This is a genomic window from Brevundimonas variabilis, from assembly GCF_014199945.1.
Classification (GTDB): domain Bacteria; phylum Pseudomonadota; class Alphaproteobacteria; order Caulobacterales; family Caulobacteraceae; genus Brevundimonas; species Brevundimonas variabilis.
Genome location: NZ_JACHOR010000001.1, coordinates 853,680 through 870,858 on the forward strand (window position 1 = coordinate 853,680; position 17,179 = coordinate 870,858).

The following is a 17,179-nucleotide window of genomic DNA, read 5'->3' on the forward strand; positions in this document are numbered from 1 at the left end:
CGACGATGAAGGTCCGCGCAAGATCGGACGCGGTGCGGCGGAAGGAGTCTTCACGACCGGTCCCGTCATGGTGGCCCACGCCTCGCTGACGGCGCGGCGTCTCGGCCTGTCTCCCCCGGCCCGGTCGCCGGACCTGCTGGATGTGCTGGAACTGCATGCCTTCGTGCGACCCGCCCGGTTCTGCGCACCCTCGCCCAGTGGTCTTGCCCTGGCCCTCGGTCAGCCGGAGCCCAAGGGGGCGGAGGAACAGGCGGCGGCCCTGCGCCATGCGGCGGAGGCCCTGTTGCGTGAACTGACCGATCCGGCGTGGCCGGGTCGCGAGGAGGCCTATACCCTGGCGATGACGCTGCAACGCGGGGGCTGGGCCTGGGCCCCGCGCGTGGTCCAGGCCCTGGAGTCGCAACCGCTGAAACCGCGGCGCGAGCGGGGGTCGGGCCTCGATGCCTGGTCCCGTCTGCCAGAGTGGGAGGACGAGGCGCCGCGCGGTGAGGCCGGGTCATCCCCGGTCGATTCCGAGTCCGCCCGGATCCGGCTGGCCAAACTCCTGGAGGCCTCGGGCCTCGACGAGACCCGTCCGACCCAGTCGGATTATGCCGCCGAAGTCGCCTTTGCCTTCTCTCCACGCAACGAGGAAGGGCGACCGCGCGTCCTGCTGGCCGAGGCCGGCACGGGCACCGGCAAGACTCTGGGGTATCTGGCCCCTGCTTCGGTCTGGGCCGAGCGCAATCAGGGTGCGGCCTGGGTGTCGACCTACACCCGCGCCCTGCAGCGCCAGATCGACCGCGAGAGTCAGGCTCTTTGGCCCGATCCAGCTGTGCGCAAGGTCAAGACAGTGGTCCGAAAGGGGCGCGAAAACTACCTGTGCCTTCTGAACCTGCAGGACATGGTCCAGGCGGCACAACTGGGGAATGGCGACCTGATCGGCCTGGCCCTGACCAGCCGATGGGCCCTGCATTCGCGCGATGGCGACATGACGGGCGGCGACTTCCCTGGCTGGCTGCCCGGCCTGTTCGCGACCCCCGCCAGCCAGCAGGCATCGGCTGGCAATCTGGTCGATCGGCGCGGGGAGTGCGTCCATGCGGCCTGTCCCCACTACCGGACCTGTTTCGTCGAAAAGACCATTCGCGCCAGTCGTCGGGCCGATCTGGTCGTTGCCAACCATGCCCTGGTCATGACCCAGGCAGCCTTTGACGGGGCCCGCTCGGCGCGAGGGCTGAAACAGGATGGCGAGACCGCCGCCCTGAAACGGATCGTCTTCGACGAGGGTCACCATCTGTTCGACGCCGCTGACAGTGCCTTTTCGGCCTGTCTGTCGGGTCAGGAGGCCGCCGAACTGCGGCGCTGGATCCGGGGCCCGGAAGGCCGCGGCCGACGCGGGCGGGGACTGGAACAGAGACTGGGCGACCTGTGCGCCGACAACGAACCCGCGCAGAAAGCGCTGAACGACGCCATTCGCGCTGCCGCCGCCTTCCCGGGCGAGGGCATATCCGGACGGATCGCGCCGCCCTCGGGCGAGGTCAACCCGGTCGGGCCGATCGAACAGTTCCTGATGGCCGCACTGGAGCAGATCCGGGCGCGGACCTCGGAAGCCGCGTCATCGGCCAGTTCGGAATTCGGCACCGAATGCGCGGTCCGGCCGGCGACCGAGCCGCTGCTGGAGACGGCCCGGGCAGCGGCCCAGGCGATCGCATCGGTCGAGGCTCCGCTGCTGGCGCTCGCCCGGCATCTGGAAGACATTCTGGACGACGAGGCGTCGGAGCTCGACGGCTCCGCCCGGGCGCGGATTGAAGGCGCGCTCCGGGGCCTCGATCGCCGGGCCCGAATGACCCTGCCGGGCTGGCGGTCGATGCTGGCGGCGCTGCAGGACGGCGGCGACCAGCCGGATCCCGATTTCGTCGACTGGCTGTCGGTCGAGACGGCGTTCGGGCGGATTCACGATGTCGCCCTGCGTCGCCACTGGATCGACCCCACCGTGCCGCTGGAGGCCGCCGTCATCCTGCCCGCCCATGGCGTGCTGGTCACCAGCGCGACCCTGTCGGACCCGCTGTCCGAGGATTCCTTCGACATGGCCCGGATGCGGACCGGGTCCAGCCGGTTGATCGAACCGCCGCGCACCCTGAAGGTCGAGAGCCCCTTCGACTATGCCAACCACAGCCGGGTCATCGTGGTCACCGATGTCGGCAAGGACGATCCGCGCCAGACGGCCGCCGCCATGCGCGAGCTGTTTCTGGCGGCTGGCGGCGGTGGGCTGGGGCTGTTCACGGCCATCCGCAGGCTGAAGGCGGTCTATGAGCGGCTGGGACCGGATCTCGCCAAGGCGGGGTATCCGCTCTACGCCCAGCACGTCGATCCTCTGGAGGTCGGGGCCCTGGTCGACATCTTCCGGGCCGAACAGGACAGCTGTCTTCTCGGGACGGATGCGGTCCGCGATGGCGTGGACGTGCCGGGACGGTCCCTGCGGATGCTGGCCTTCGACCGGGTACCCTGGCCGCGACCCGACATCCTGCACCGGGCGCGGCGCGAGAAATTCGGAGGCACGGCGGCGGCAGGGCGCGGCTATGACGACAGCCTGGCCCGGGCCCGCATCGCACAGGCTTTCGGCCGGCTGATTCGCCGGGCCGACGACAAGGGGATTTTCGTGATGCTGGATGCCGCGACGCCAACCCGGCTGTTCGCCAGCCTGCCGCCGGGCGCCGAGGTCCAGCGGATGAGCCTGGTCGAGGCGATCGACCTGACCCGGGAATTTCTGGCGTAAAAAAGGGGTTCCGGCGACCGTGAACCGGACGCCGGAACCCCGTCTCGTTGGCCTAGCTGGCCAGGTTGCGCAGGACGTAGGGCATCACGCCCCCGGCCTTGAAGTAGTCGAGCTCGGTCTGGTTATCGATCCGGCAACGGACCGGGAAACGGGCCATCTTGCCGTCCGACGGACGGAACAGCTCGACCCAGAGGTCCTGACGGGGCCGCAGGCGACCGACGTTGACGTCGGACAGGCCGCGAATGGTGACGATTTCCTCACCCGTCAGGTTCAGCTTCTGCCAGCCGTCCGCCTTGAACTGCAGCGGCACCACGCCCATTCCGACGAGGTTGGAGCGGTGGATCCGCTCGTAGCTCTCGGCGATGACGGCGCGGACGCCCAGCAGGCGCGTGCCCTTGGCCGCCCAGTCGCGCGACGATCCCGTGCCGTATTCCTTGCCGGCGAAGACGACCAGCGGACGGCCTTCCGACTGGTAGCGCATCGCCGCGTCATAGATGGACATCGTGTCCTGCGACGGGAAATGCCGCGTCACGCCGCCTTCGATCTCGGGCGTGATCTTGTTGCGGATCCGGATGTTGGCGAAAGTGCCGCGCATCATCACCTCGTGGTGACCGCGACGGGCACCATAGGAGTTGAACTCGGCGGATTCGACACCCCGGCTGTTCAGATAGACCCCGGCGGGCGAGGTCGTCTTGATCGAGCCGGCCGGCGAGATGTGGTCGGTGGTGATCGAGTCCCCGAAGATCGCCAGCACGCGGCCCTCGACGATATCTGTGACCGGCGTCGGCTCCATCGACAGGCCCTCGAAATACGGGGGATTGGCGACATAGGTCGAGGTCTCGTCCCAGGCATAGGTCTGGCCGCCCGTGACCTGGATCGCCTGCCAGTGCGCATCGCCCTTGAAGACATCGGCATAGCGTTTGGCGAACATGGCCGGTGTGACCGACTTCTTCTGGATCTTGGCGATCTCGGCCGAGGTCGGCCAGATGTCCTTCAGGAAGACATCCTTGCCATCACGGTCCTGGCCGATCGGCTCCGAGGTGATGTCGATCCGCATCGATCCGGCCAAGGCATAGGCCACGACCAGCGGCGGTGAGGCCAGGTAGTTGGCCTGGACGTCCGGATTCACGCGGCCCTCGAAATTCCGGTTGCCGGACAGGACGCTGGTGGCGACGATGGCGTTATCGTTGATCGACTTCGAGATCGCCGGGTCCAGCGGACCCGAGTTACCGATACAGGTGGTGCAGCCATAGCCGACCAGGTTGAAGCCCAGTGCATCGAGATCGGCCTGAAGGCCGGCGTCCGTCAGATAGTCGGTGACGACCTGCGACCCCGGAGCCAGCGACGTCTTCACCCACGGCTTGACCGTCATGCCGAGCGCATGGGCCTTGCGGGCCACGAGGCCGGCCGCGATCAGGACCGAGGGGTTGGAGGTGTTGGTGCAGGAGGTGATGGCCGCGATCACGACATCACCGTCGCCGACCGTGAAGTCATGGCCTTCGACCGGGAAACGTCCGGCGTCAGACGCACGGTTGAAGACGTCGGTCAGGGCGGTTTCGAACTGCGGGGCCGCGGTGGTCAGCTCGACCTTGTCCTGCGGACGTTTCGGACCGGCCAGCGAGGGGACGACGGTCGAGATGTCCAGTTCCAGAACATCGGTGAAGACGGGGTCTTCCGAGTTGGCGTCGATCCACAGGCCCTGGGCCTCGGCATAGGCCTTGACCAGGGCGACACGCGCCTTGTCACGGCCGGTGGCGGTCAGATAGTCGATCGTGGCCTGGGACACGGGGAAGAAGCCGCAGGTCGCGCCGTATTCGGGGGCCATGTTGGCGATGGTCGCTTGGTCCTCGATGGTCATGTTCGGCAGAGCGTCGCCGAAGAACTCGACGAATTTGCCGACCACGCCCTTCTTGCGCAGCATCTGGGTGACCGTCAGCACCAGATCGGTCGCGGTCGTGCCTTCCGGCATGGAGCCCGTCAGCTTGAAGCCGATGACTTCGGGGATCAGCATCGGGATCGGTTGGCCCAGCATGGCCGCCTCCGCCTCGATGCCGCCGACGCCCCAGCCCAGAACAGCCAGGCCGTTGATCATTGTGGTGTGCGAATCGGTGCCGACCACCGTGTCCGGATAGGCGACGGTCTTCTTGCCCTCTTCCAGCGTCCAGACGGTCTGGGCCAGGTTCTCGAGGTTCACCTGGTGGCAGATGCCGGTGCCGGGGGGCACGACGCGGAAATTATTGAAGGCCGACGAGCCCCAGCGCAGGAAGTTGTAGCGCTCGATGTTGCGTTCGTACTCGCGCTCGACGTTCTGGCCGAAAGCGGCGGCCGTGCCGAAATTGTCGACCATGACCGAGTGGTCGATGACCAGATCGACGGGCACCAGCGGATTGATCTTGGCCGCGTCGGCACCGAGCGCCGACATGGCATCGCGCATGGCGGCGAGATCCACGACCGCAGGAACGCCGGTGAAATCCTGCATCAGGACGCGGGCCGGACGGAAGGCGATCTCGTGCTCGACCGAGCCCTTGTTCTCGATCCAGGCGGCGACCGCTTTCAGGTCATCCTCGGTGACGGAGACGCCGTCCTCGTTGCGCAGCAGGTTCTCCAGCAGCACCTTCATCGAACGGGGCAGACGGGAAATCCCGGTCAGGCCCGCTTCCTCGGCGGCCGGAAGGCTGTAGAAGGCGTATTTCTTGCGCCCGACGGAGAGATCCTGGCGGGTCTTGAGGCTGTCAATCGACGGCATGGGAGAGTCTTCCTCTGATGTACGCCGCCCGACCATCCGGTTGCGCCCTCGCGCGACGAACGCCAGGGCACACAGGTCCATGGCGCGCGCGCAGAGAGCCTGCTGCGGCTGCGGCGTTCATAGTGTGCCGCAGCGCTGGCGTCCATGTACCCGCATCGACCGTGGGGACATTGAGAACCGGTCGCATAACCCGATGATCCAGACGCTGGGCATTTCGGGTCTGAGACTCACCCGCGGGGAGCGCACCCTGTTCCGTGATCTGACGCTGGTGATCGAGGCCGGCGAGGTCCTGGCCCTGACCGGCGCGAACGGATCGGGAAAGACCAGCCTGCTTCGGGCGATCTCGGGATTTCTGACACCGGCGGCCGGGGACATCGTGTTTCACGACGCCGACGCCAATGTGATCGACCCGGGTCTCGCCCGCAGTCACCAGCTGCACCATCTCGGCCATCTCGATGCCCTGAAGGGTGCCCGCACCGCCCGAGAGGAACTGATGTTCCAGTCCGACTGGCTCGGCCATTCCGGACTCGATTCCGCGTCGGGTATCACCGAAGCGATCGAAACCCTGGGGCTCAAACCCTTGCTGGACCTCGAGGTCCGAAAGCTGTCGGCTGGCCAGCGCCGCCGCCTGGCCATGGCCCGGCTGATCGGAGCGCCCCGTGCCCTCTGGCTGCTGGACGAGCCGCTCAGCCCGCTGGACTCCCGCTGGCGTGAGGCTGTCGGCGCGATCATGCAGGCGCATCTGGCCAGTGGCGGACTGATCATTGCGGCCGTGCATGATCCCTTGCCGATCCCGACCCGGTCGCTCGATCTGGGTCTGGTCGGATGAAGGCTGTTCACATCCTGTTTCGCCGGGAGCTGGCCCTGGCCTGGGGCGGGGGCGGGGGCCCCCTGCTGGCCTGCGGATTTTTCGCCTGTCTGACGGCCATATTGCCGCTTGCCGCGGGCGGAGATCCGGCCGTGTTGAAGCCTGTGGCTTCAGGGGTGGCCTGGCTGGCCCTGGCCCTCGCCAGCCTGCTCTCGCTCGAACGGCTCTTCGAGCGTGATCTGGAGGATGGTGCGCTGGATCTGCTGGCGACAGGCCCGTTGCCGCTCGAAGCCGTGTTCGTCGTGAAGGCCATGAGCCAGTGGCTGGCAACCGGCCTGCCACTGGCGCTGACAGCCCCTGTTGCCGCCCTTGCGCTCGGACAACCTGTAGCCCTTCTGCCATTGACCACGGCCGGGGCCCTGATCGGAGGCCTCGGCTTTGCCTTTACCGGAGCGCTGGGCGCGGCTCTCGCCCTGGGCGCCAAGCGCGGCGGCCTGCTGATCGCCGTCGTGGTCCTGCCGCTGTTCATTCCGCCGGTCGTGTTCGGATCCGGTGCCCTGGACCGCGCCGCGGCCAGTCTGGACCCATTGCCCGCACTTGCGCTGCTCGGGGCCTATGTCCTGTTCGCCTGTGCCATCGCTCCCATTGCCGGCGCTGCAGCCATCCGCAACGCCCAGGGATGAAACAACGGGGCCGTTCGATGCCGGATGAGGCCGGTGGGGCGGGAACCGCTTGACGTCGCGGACGGCCCGCTCCAACGCTCAGCTTCGTATCGGAGCCGTTTCATGAAGCCGTCCCTCGCCATCCTGACCCTGCTACTGAGCAGCACAGCCTCTTTTGCTGTCGCCCAGGACCTCGTCATCCGGGGCGGCAGGATCCACACAGGGGTTGAAACGGCACCGTCGGCGGAGGTGATCGTCGTCATGGACGGCCGGATTGCCTATGTCGGCGAGGATCGACCTGATCTCGCCGCCCCGGAGATCCCGGTCGTTGATCTCGCCGGTGCCACCCTGTTCCCGGGGTTTACCGACGGACATGCGCATCTGGACGGAATCGGCCAGCGCGAGCTGACGCTGAACCTGGAAGGCTCGACCTCCGTGGCCGATGCCATGGCCCGGCTGAAGGCCTGGGCCGAGGCGCATCCAGAGGGCACGATCGTGGGACGGGGCTGGATCGAGACCCAGTGGCCAGAAGCCCGGTTTCTGAATGCCACGGATCTGGACACGGCTGCGCCTGGACGGATCGTCATGCTGGGCCGGTCGGATGGACATGCGGTCGTGGTTTCGACCCCGGCCCTGCGGGCTGCAGGCATTACGGGTGGTACCGAGGCTCCGTCAGGCGGTGAGATCCTGAAAGGGCCCGACGGTCAGCCAACGGGTCTGCTGGTCGATGCCGCCGAGCAGCTTGTCGCAACCCTGATGCCGCAGCAGGACCCGCAGGCCATCTATGATGCCTACCGCGCCGGCTTCCGGGTCGAGGCCGAGTATGGCTGGACGGGCCTGCACTTCATGAGCGCCCCCTGGTCGCACGTGCCCCTGATGGAGGCGATGGCCGAGGCCGGTCAGGCCCCGATAAGGGTCTACAACTCGATCACGCCGGACGGCGCGGCCCAGCTGATCGCCGGCGGTCCCCGCAATGCCTCGGACGGGCGGATCATCACCCGGGCCATCAAATACTATGCCGATGGGGCCCTGGGGTCCCGAGGGGCTGCGCTGTTCGACCCCTATTCCGACCGGCCCGACACGTCAGGCCTGATGCAGATCGACGAGGCGACGATCCTGCCCCTGTATGAAGCGGCCCTGCGGGGCGGGATCCAGGTCGCCACCCATGCCATTGGTGATCGCGGCAATGCCTCGGTGGCCCAGTGGTTCGAAAAGGCCTTCGCCGCCATCCCGGCCTCGGAACGTCCAAATGGCGAGGACGTGCGCTGGAGGATCGAGCATGCCCAGATCCTGAGGCCATCGGACTACCACTATTTCGAGGACCTGCCGATCATCGCCTCGATGCAGCCCAGCCATGCCATCGGCGACCTGTATTTCGCACCGGCCAGGCTCGGCGACGCGCGGCTCGACGGGGCGTACGCCTGGAAGAGTCTGGTCGATCGCGGGGTCATCGTGGTCGGGGGGTCGGATGCTCCGGTCGAGCGGGGTTCGCCCCTGATCGAATTCTATGCGGCTGTTGCCCGCCGCAGCCTGGACGGGTTCCAGGGCCCGGACTGGCGGCCTCGGGAGGCGGTCTCGCGGGAGACGGCGCTGAAGATGTTCACCCTCTGGCCCGCCTATGCCAGTTTCCGGGAGTCTGAACTGGGCACGATCGAGGTCGGGAAGCGGGCCGATTTCACGGCCTTCGACATCGACCTGATGACCGTCCCCGAGGCCGAGATCCTTGAGGGCAAGGCGGTTCTGACCATCGTGGATGGCGAGGTCGTTTACCGCGCCTCCGGAGCCTCGACCGAGACGCCATAGCCTTCCCAGAGCGACAGGTCCTTCAGCGTCGCCGTCAGGAAGGCCTGATGCGCAGCGCGCTCCGCATCGGTGGATCGGGGGGCCAGTGGCCTCGATCGCGGCCGGTGCCCCCCGGTGGCAGCAAAGGCGGCTGCGGCCTCGACACTGCGGCGGCTGGTCAGGTCCAGGACTCGCTCCTTGCCGCCGCGCAGTTCCAGATAGACTTCGGCCAGCAATCGGGCATCGATCAAGGCCCCGTGCAGACTCCGCTCGACCAGCGAGACCTTGAATCGCTTGCACAGGGCATCCAGCGAGTTCGGCATCCCCGGAAACCGGGTCTGGGCCAGTTTGAGCGTATCGATCCAGCGGGTTTCCGCCAGTAGCGGGTGACCACAGCGACCGCATTCGTGATCGATGAAATTGCGGTCGAACTGGGCATTGTGGGCAATCACCGGCGCATCACCGATGAATTCCATCAGATCGCCGACGATCGCCGAGAACAGCGGCGCATCCTTGACCTTGTCGTCGGTGATCCCGTGCACCCGGATGGCGTCTTCCGGGATCAGCCGCTCCGGATTGACGAAGCGGTGAAAGGTTCGTCCGGTCGGCAAGAGATCGTTGATCTCGATACAGCCGACTTCGATCAGCCGGTCGCCCGTCCTCGGGTCAAAGCCGGTGGTCTCAGTATCCAGAACGATTTCGCGAGCCATCCCGGACTATTGAAGCGCTTCGTCCGGTTGGGAAAGAGGCTTGCGAGGGGATACCCAGCCGGGTGACAGGACCGTCCGCACGATCTCGGCGACCCTGGACCGCGCCGTGGCGAGCCCATCCCCCGTCTCGACGATGAAGTCCGCCCGGCGGCGCTTCTCGGCATCGGGCATCTGGCGCGAAAGGATCGCCTCGAACCGCTCCCGGGTCATGCCCGGACGGGCCAGAACGCGCTCTGCCTGAAGGCCGGCAGGGGCACTGACGACAACAACGGCATCAACGCCCCTGTCTCCGCCCGTTTCAAACAGCAAGGGGACATCCAGAACCGCAAGCCGGGTCCCGGCAGCCTCGGCGCGAGCGAGGTCTTCGCGACGGCTCTTCGCCACCAGCGGATGAACGATCGCCTCCAGTCGCTGGAAGGCCGTCTCTTCACGGCCCAGAGCCTGCGCCAGACGCTCTCGGTTCACCGCCCCGTCAACCACGACGCCCGTGAAGGCTTCGCCGACCGGCCCGACGGCCGCGCCTCCATCAGCATACAGGGCATGCACCGCCTCGTCGGCGTTCCAGACCATCGCCCCGAGATCGGCGAACATCGCCGTCGTGGTGGACTTGCCCATGCCGATCGATCCGGTGAGGCCCAGCAGGATCATCCCGCTTCTCCGAGGCGGGCCAGAGCCAGGGCCCTGACGTCGATCGCGGGCGGGTCGATATCAAAAAAGGCTCTGAACGACGGTCGGGCCTGTCCGATCAGCATCGCCAGTCCATCGACTCCGATGAGGCCTCTGGCGCGTGCGGCGCGAAGAAACGCGGTTTCCAGGGGTCGGTAGGTCATGTCCATCACCACCGCATCATCGGGCAGTTGATCGAGATCGAGCGTTGGAGGCACACTGAGCGCATTGACCACCAGACTGGCGGACCTGAGGTCGCGGTCATCCCCCAGCCGCCCGCCAACATCCCTTACCAGGGCCTGTGCCCTCTCCCGCGTTCGGTTCAGAACCACGACGTCTGCGCCGCGAGCCAGCAAGGCAGCGACCGCCGCACGGGCAGCACCACCGGCCCCCAGAACGGCCACGACCCTGTCCGACACAGACATCTGAGGAGCCTGTTCATTGAGCGCACCGATCATGCCGAGACCGTCCGTGCAGTCGGCCATGACCCGGCCTTGCTGGAACACAATCAGATTCGCCGAGCCAGCCCGGGTCGCGGTTTCCGAAACGGAATCAGACAGTTCGAGGGCCAGTTCCTTGTAGGGCGCCGTGACATTGATCCCGCGCAGGCCGCCGCTTCGTCCTTGTTCGATCAGTTTCCGGAAAGCCGCCGGGTCCTCCGGCCCCATGGCTTCATAACGGGCGTCGAGCCCCAGGGCTTCGATCCAGGCGGTGTGCAGAACCGGACTGAGGGAATGGGCGATCGGCCAGCCGACGACCCCGGCCACCACGGTCATGTCAGCAGCACGCCTGCGCGCCTCAGTTCCTCCAGAACCGGCCACAGAGGCAGGCCCAGGACCGTGAAATGATCGCCATCCACCGCTTCGAACAGTTGTGAGCCCATCCCTTCGATCCTGTATGAGCCGACACAGGCCAGCAGGCTTTCGCCTTCGGACGCGAGATAGGCGTCGAGGAAGGGGTCGGAGAAATTCCGCATCCGCAGGGTGACACTGTCGACGCCGGACCAGACGACCTGACCGCGTCTTGCCAGGGCTGCCCCCGAGTGAAGCTGATGGGTCTGACCGCGCATGGACTTCAGCCGGTCCCGCGCCTCGTCCAGGGTTCGGGCCTTGGAGACGAGTCCACCGTCAAAGGCGAGGGTCTGGTCCGCACCAAGCACCCAGGAATCGTCATGGTGACGGGACACCGCCAAGGCCTTCATCCGGGCGAGATCCACGGCCAGTTCGGCCGGATTTGCGCCGGGCGTCTTCAGAGAGTCCTCGTCCACATCCGCGACCTGCACCGAAAATGGAACGCCGGCATCGGTGAGCATGGCCTGTCGCGCCGCGCTTTTTGACGCGAGAATCAGGATTTCGTCTCCCGGCTGCCCGTGAAGACGGCCGAGCAAAGGGTCGCCGGAGGCCCGCATCACCATGGAGCCCCCAGCCGCCGGGTGCGGCGCTCGCTCAGCAGGTTGACGATCGCTGCCGCCGTCTCCTCCACTGACCGGCGCGTCACATCGATGGTCGGCCAGCCGCGGCGCTCAAAGGCCCGGCGTGCCTTCACCGTCTCGTCGCGGACAGCGTCGTGGTCGACATAGGCCGAGGCCCGATCGGCATTCAGTCCATCGAGACGATTGCGCCGAATCTGGATCAAACGGTCCGGCGAGACGGTGAGCCCGACCACCAGCGGATTCTTCAGCGTCACCAGTCGCTCTCCGTCCTCCTGGCCCGGCACGAGGGGCACGTTGGCCGCCCTGATGCCGCGGTGCGCGAGATAGATGCAGGTCGGCGTCTTTGACGTCCGCGATACGCCGACCAGAACGACATCCGCCCCTTCCAGCTGCTCGGCCGTACCCTGTCCGTCGTCATGGGCCATGGCATAGTCGAGGGCCCCGATCCGGTTGAAGTAATCATGGTCGAGCGTGTGTTGTGCCCCCACACGGGTCGACAGCGCGGCACCCAGATAGCGCGACAAGGCGCCGACCAGAGGATCGAGCGCTCCGATCTGCGGCATATCCAGCGATCGGCATCCGTCCTCGAGCTGGGCCCGGAGATCGCGGTCGACGAGTGTATGCAGAACCACGCCCGGCGCGACGGCGATCTCCTCCAGAACCCGTTCCATCTGTTTCGGCGAGCGGACCAGGGCATAGATATGCTCGATCGGGATCACCCCATCGAACCGGGCGGTCACGGCCTTGGCCATGGCATTCAGGGTCTCACCGGTCGAGTCCGACACCAGGTGGACATGGAAATAGGTGGCCAGCCTGACTCCGGTAGGACGAGGGGGACTCATGGTTGGGAAACTCTCGATGACAGACTCATAACGACCGCTCCGCCTGGGGACAGACCTGGGCATCGACCCGGGCTGCTGGGCAGCAAAGGGTATAGCGACCGGTGTGAGCGTCGGCGAGTGGGGAGACAGAGGGACAATCGGGGCCGTTCGCCGGATGGCTGTCCATCGGTGGAAACGGCTGACTCGCGTGCCTGGGGAAATCCTTAACCAAACGTTAACAATCCCTCGGTCAGCCAAGACCATCAAAAGCGACAGAGCCTTGTCCGTTAGGGTCTTGTTAAGACTTATCCCCGGCATCTACAGGCTGTTGTCACCCCGGCGACACCGACCTGACAGCCCCGTGGAAAAGCCGTTTTTCACGCGGGATGACCGGTAATCTATCCCCGTCGTCCCGGGCCCTACCTGCCTTCTTCCAAAGACTTAATTCTTTTGAACAGAACAAGGTTGGATCGTGGGCTTGAGGCGAGACCGGTCCACCCGTAAAGCCAGTCCATGATCGAACCTTTGCTTCTCCAGGCCCTGAAGGGTCAGACCACAGCCCGCCCCCCTGTCTGGTTCATGCGACAGGCCGGTCGTTATCTGCCGGAGTACCGTGAACTCCGGAGCCGGGCACCGGACTTTATCGCCTTCTGCCTCAATCCGGAGATGGCCGCGGAAGCGACCCTTCAGCCCATGCGCCGGTATGGCTTCGATGCAGCCATCGTGTTCGCCGACATTCTCCTGATCCCCCAGGCCCTGGGACAGAAGGTGTGGTTCGAGACAGGGGAGGGACCACGTCTCGGAGCGCTCCCGTCCGTCGAAAGCATGTCTGCCCTGACATCCAATGCTGGCGACGCGCTCAGACAGGTGGGCGAAACCCTTTCGATCGTGCGCGCCCAACTCGAACCCGAGCGGGCCCTGATCGGGTTTGCCGGTGCTCCCTGGACGGTGGCAACCTATATGCTGGACGGGGAGGCCCGCACCATTGGAAAAGGCGAGCGTGCAACGGCCCGGACCTATGCCTATGCCGAGCCGGAGAAGGTCGATGCGGTTCTGGCGGTTCTGGTCGAGGCCACGGCGCATTATCTCAAGATGCAGGCGGATGCGGGTGCGCAGGTACTCAAGATCTTTGAGAGCTGGGCCGAGGGTCTGCCGGACGATCTGTTCGAACGTCTGGTTCTGAAACCGCATCAGGCCCTGGTCGCCCGCGTAAGGGAACTGGGCGTCACGGTACCCCTGATCGGCTTCCCGCGGGGTTCGGCAGCGCTGGCCGAACGCTATGCGGCCGAGTGCGATGTCCAGGGTGTGGCGCTGGATACGGCCTGTCCGCTGGCCGTCGGTCAGCGTGTGCAGGCGATCAAGCCCATCCAGGGAGCGCTTGACCCGCTTCTGCTCCGAGTTGGCGGTGCGGCGCTGGACCGCAGGGTCGATCAGCTTGTCGAGGCGTGGGGCAACGGTCCATGGATCTTCAACCTGGGTCACGGCATTCTGCCGGATGTGCCGATGGCGCACGTCGACCAGGTCTTGAAGCGGATCGGAGCCCAATGAGCCATCACGCAGCACCGTCCCCTGTCGGACGCCGGATTGCTGTCGTGCTGTTCAATCTGGGCGGGCCGGACGATCAGGCGACGGTCAAGCCCTTCCTTTTCAACCTTTTCAACGATCCGGCCATCATCGGTCTGCCGGGTCTGTTCCGGACACCCCTGGCCAATCTGATCTCCTCGCGCCGTGAGGCGAGCGCTCAGGCCAACTATGCCCTGATGGGAACGGATTATAACGGCGGCTCGCCGCTGCTGCCGGAGACCCGCAAACAGACGGACGCACTGGATGCCCGTCTGGCCGAGGCCTTGCCCGGAGATACAGTCCGGTCCTTCATTGCCATGCGGTACTGGCACCCCTTGACCGAAGAGGCCGCAACCGATGTCGCGGCCTTCGCGCCAGACGAGATCGTCGTGCTGCCGCTGTACCCGCAGTTTTCGACCACCACGACCCGCTCGTCCCTTCGGGCCTGGAACAAGGCCTATCGCGGTCCAGGACGGTCGCGAGTGGTGTGCTGCTATCCCCAGGCGGACGGTTGGGTGGAAGCTCAGGCCCAGCTTATCCGCAAGGGATTGGCGGAAATTGGGGACCACCCTGTTCGGGTCCTTTTCTCTGCCCACGGCATCCCGGAAAAGCTCGTCACCAAGGACGGCGACCCGTATCAGGAACAGGTCGAGGCCACGGTTGCCGCCGTTGCCGTTCGTGCGGGTCTGAAGGACCATGCCCTTTGCTATCAGAGCCGCGTCGGGCCGCTGAAATGGCTGGGGCCGTCGACGCCTGAAGCCATCGACCAGGCTGCCGAGGACAAGGTGGGTGTGCTGATCGTGCCCATCGCCTTTGTTTCGGAACATATCGAAACCCTGGTGGAACTCGACCAGGAGTATGCTGAGCTGGCCGAGGAGAAGGGTGTCCATCCCTATGTCCGCGTGCCGGCTGTTGGGACAGCGGAACCGTTCATCGCGACCTTGTCCGATGCGGTGGTGGACGCGCTCGGTCGCGACGGGATTCGCCCCTACGGCCCCGGCTGCCAGGGTCGCTGGAAAGCCTGTCCCTGCCAGAATCCGCGCATGGCCGCCTAGGAGGGCAAAGCGATGAACCTTTATGATCTGGCGCGCGGCCTTCATATCCTGGCCGTCATCGCCTGGATGGCAGGGTTGCTCTTCCTGCCTCGGCTCTATGCCTATGACGCCGAGCAACGCGACAAGGCCGAGCCCCTGCGCTCGGAGATGCAGGCGTTGCTGCGTGCCTGGCAGACGCGTCTGGTAAAGATCATCCTCAATCCGGCGATGATCCTGTCCTGGGTCTTCGGCCTTTGGCTGATCCATATCGACGTGCAGACACGGGGCGCGGCGTTCTTGGGCGAGCCCTGGATGATCGCCAAGCTGGTCGGAATCCTGCTGTTGAGTGGCTGGCACGGTTATCTGTCCGCAGAAAAAAAGCGGATCGCGGCCGGAGCTTCTGTTCGAACGGGCAAGTTCTGGCGCCTGACCAACGAAGTGCCGTTCGTGCTGGCGATTGTGATGGTGCTCTCCGTCACGACCGAATGGCAGCTCTAGGTCCAGAGGCAGGGTTATCCCGCTAGCGGTGGCTGGACAGTCACGCTTGACCTGAACTCCCCCATGTGGTTCCGCTGACAGCGAGGCGCGGTTTTTTCGCGCTGCCCTTCTCTCGCGGCGCCGGTCGCTGAGGACGTATCGTCCCGCACCGGATCCCGTCGCATCTCCATGCCGGTCGAAAGACCAAGACACGACCCATATCCACACGCCCGCGCGATCCACGATCGTGCGGCGATGACGCTGATTGTACGCCCATGACCGATCCGATCCACGATGCCGCCGAGGCCGACACTCAGGCACCTGACACCGATACCCATCTTCAGGAGCCGATCGATACCTCGATCGTCGATCAGGAGGCCGAGGGCGACGATGAAGAGTCGATTGTCCCGTCCGGCCGGATCACCCTGCAGGAACTGAACGACAAGACGCCGGTGGAACTGGTGGCCTTTGCCGAACAGCTCGAGATCGAGAACGCCTCCAATCTGCGCAAACAGGATCTGCTGTTCGCCATCCTCAAGACCCTGGCGGACGAGGAGGTGGAGATCATCGCCTCTGGGACGCTGGAAATGCTGCCCGACGGCTTTGGCTTCCTGCGCAGTCCGGACGCGAATTATCTGCCGGGTCCGGACGATGTTTATGTCTCGCCGTCACAGATTCGGCGGTTCGGGCTACGGTCCGGGGACACCGTTCACGGGGCTGTCCGGGGTCCTCGCGAAGGCGAGCGCTACTTCGCTTTGCTCAAGGTCGACACCATCAATTTCGAGGACCCCGAGACGGTCCGCACCAAGGTCAATTTCGACAACCTGACTCCGCTCTATCCCAATGAGCGGCTGATCATGGAGATCCAGGATCCGACCCTGAAGGATCGCTCGGGTCGGGTGATCGACATCGTGGCCCCGCTCGGCAAGGGTCAGCGGTGCCTGATCGTCGCGCCGCCGCGCGTCGGCAAGACCGTGATGCTGCAGAACATCGCCAAATCGATCGAGGCCAATCATCCCGAAGTCGTGCTGATCGTTCTCCTGATCGACGAACGTCCCGAAGAAGTGACGGACATGCAGCGCACGGTGAAGGGCGAAGTGGTCGCCTCGACCTTTGATGAGCCGGCGACCCGCCACGTCGCGGTGGCCGAGATGGTCATCGAGAAGGCCAAGCGTCTGGTCGAGCACAAGCGGGACGTCGTCATCCTGCTGGACTCAGTCACGCGTCTCGGTCGCGCCTATAACGCCACGGTCCCGTCATCGGGCAAGGTCCTCACCGGGGGCGTGGATGCCAATGCGCTGCAGCGGCCCAAACGCTTCTTTGGTGCGGCGCGGAACGTGGAGGAGGGCGGCAGCCTGACCATAATCGCCACGGCGCTGATCGACACCGGCAGCCGCATGGACGAGGTGATCTTCGAAGAGTTCAAGGGCACCGGCAACTCCGAGATCGTGCTGGACCGCAAGGTCGCCGACAAACGCATCTTCCCGGCCATCGATGTGCTGAAGTCCGGGACCCGGAAGGAAGAGCTGATCACGCCGAAGGATCAACTGACCAAGACCTATGTCCTGCGTCGCATCCTGAACCCCATGGGACCGCAGGATGCGATCGAGTTCCTCCTCGACAAGATGCGCCAGTCCAAGAACAATGGCGACTTCTTCCAGTCCATGAACACCTGACGCGCAGTTCGGATCGGCCTATGTTTCACGTGAAACAGGGAGAGCAC

The 17,179-nt window shown here is 65.6% G+C and carries 14 protein-coding genes; 8 read left to right on the top strand and 6 right to left on the bottom strand.

Annotated elements, in window-relative coordinates:
* Nucleotides 1-67 precede the first annotated feature (67 nt).
* Entirely contained in the window at nt 68-2,755 is a 2,688-nt protein-coding gene (locus GGR13_RS04135) for an ATP-dependent DNA helicase (RefSeq protein ID WP_246347695.1), read from the top strand.
* Nucleotides 2,756-2,807: 52 nt separating this feature from the next.
* Here GGR13_RS04135 and acnA read toward each other — a convergent pair whose 3' ends face one another.
* The gene (gene acnA, locus GGR13_RS04140) at nt 2,808-5,501 is read right to left on the bottom strand and encodes an aconitate hydratase AcnA (RefSeq protein ID WP_183212157.1); all 2,694 of its coding nucleotides are present in this window, start codon (nt 5,499-5,501) and stop codon (nt 2,808-2,810) included.
* A 193-nt stretch (nt 5,502-5,694) separates the two neighbouring features.
* Between acnA and ccmA the strand changes: the two genes are divergently transcribed.
* The 3 genes from ccmA to GGR13_RS04155 all read left to right on the top strand — a co-directional run bounded on the left by ccmA (nt 5,695) and on the right by GGR13_RS04155 (nt 8,774).
* The gene (gene ccmA, locus GGR13_RS04145; protein WP_183212158.1) at nt 5,695-6,330 is read left to right on the top strand and encodes a heme ABC exporter ATP-binding protein CcmA; all 636 of its coding nucleotides are present in this window, start codon (nt 5,695-5,697) and stop codon (nt 6,328-6,330) included.
* On the top strand, nt 6,327-6,992 hold the full coding sequence (ccmB, locus tag GGR13_RS04150) for a heme exporter protein CcmB (RefSeq protein ID WP_183212159.1): 666 nt from the start codon (nt 6,327-6,329) through the stop codon (nt 6,990-6,992). The genes ccmA and ccmB overlap by 4 nt, the downstream gene beginning before the upstream one ends.
* A 102-nt stretch (nt 6,993-7,094) precedes the next feature.
* Complete coding sequence (locus tag GGR13_RS04155) at nt 7,095-8,774, top strand: amidohydrolase (RefSeq protein ID WP_183212160.1); 1,680 nt, start codon at nt 7,095-7,097, stop codon at nt 8,772-8,774.
* On the opposite strand, the gene dnaQ is transcribed toward GGR13_RS04155, so the two are convergent.
* The 5 genes from dnaQ to GGR13_RS04180 all read right to left on the bottom strand — a co-directional run bounded on the left by dnaQ (nt 8,738) and on the right by GGR13_RS04180 (nt 12,403).
* On the bottom strand, nt 8,738-9,463 hold the full coding sequence (gene dnaQ / locus GGR13_RS04160; protein WP_183212161.1) for a DNA polymerase III subunit epsilon: 726 nt from the start codon (nt 9,461-9,463) through the stop codon (nt 8,738-8,740). The two genes, GGR13_RS04155 and dnaQ, sit on opposite strands and share 37 nt — an antisense overlap.
* Before the next feature lie 6 nt (nt 9,464-9,469).
* Nucleotides 9,470-10,111, bottom strand: a complete 642-nt coding sequence (gene coaE, locus GGR13_RS04165) for a dephospho-CoA kinase (RefSeq protein ID WP_183212162.1) — start codon at nt 10,109-10,111, stop codon at nt 9,470-9,472.
* Nucleotides 10,108-10,905, bottom strand: a complete 798-nt coding sequence (locus GGR13_RS04170) for a shikimate dehydrogenase family protein (RefSeq protein ID WP_183212163.1) — start codon at nt 10,903-10,905, stop codon at nt 10,108-10,110. Before GGR13_RS04170 ends, coaE begins: the two co-directional genes overlap by 4 nt.
* A complete protein-coding gene (locus tag GGR13_RS04175; protein WP_246347654.1) occupies nt 10,902-11,441 on the bottom strand; it encodes a Maf family protein in 540 nt (179 codons plus the stop codon). Before GGR13_RS04175 ends, GGR13_RS04170 begins: the two co-directional genes overlap by 4 nt.
* A 95-nt stretch (nt 11,442-11,536) precedes the next feature.
* A complete protein-coding gene (locus GGR13_RS04180; protein WP_183212164.1) occupies nt 11,537-12,403 on the bottom strand; it encodes a pyruvate, water dikinase regulatory protein in 867 nt (288 codons plus the stop codon).
* Between the two features lie 492 nt (nt 12,404-12,895).
* Here GGR13_RS04180 and hemE point away from each other — a divergent pair, with 492 nt between their 5' ends.
* The 4 genes from hemE (at nt 12,896) to rho (ending at nt 17,132) form a co-directional block, all read left to right on the top strand.
* Nucleotides 12,896-13,930, top strand: coding sequence for a uroporphyrinogen decarboxylase (gene hemE / locus GGR13_RS04185; protein WP_183212165.1), 1,035 nt, complete (start codon nt 12,896-12,898; stop codon nt 13,928-13,930).
* Nucleotides 13,927-15,000: a ferrochelatase gene (gene hemH, locus GGR13_RS04190; RefSeq protein ID WP_183212166.1), complete on the top strand. Its 1,074-nt coding sequence runs from the start codon at nt 13,927-13,929 to the stop codon at nt 14,998-15,000. The genes hemE and hemH overlap by 4 nt, the downstream gene beginning before the upstream one ends.
* Before the next feature lie 12 nt (nt 15,001-15,012).
* Nucleotides 15,013-15,477, top strand: coding sequence for a CopD family protein (locus GGR13_RS04195; RefSeq protein WP_183212167.1), 465 nt, complete (start codon nt 15,013-15,015; stop codon nt 15,475-15,477).
* Between the two features lie 254 nt (nt 15,478-15,731).
* Nucleotides 15,732-17,132 carry a transcription termination factor Rho gene (gene rho / locus GGR13_RS04200; protein WP_246347655.1) on the top strand — a complete coding sequence of 467 codons (1,401 nt, stop codon included), beginning with the start codon at nt 15,732-15,734 and terminating at the stop codon, nt 17,130-17,132.
* The last annotated feature ends 47 nt before the right edge of the window (nt 17,133-17,179 follow it).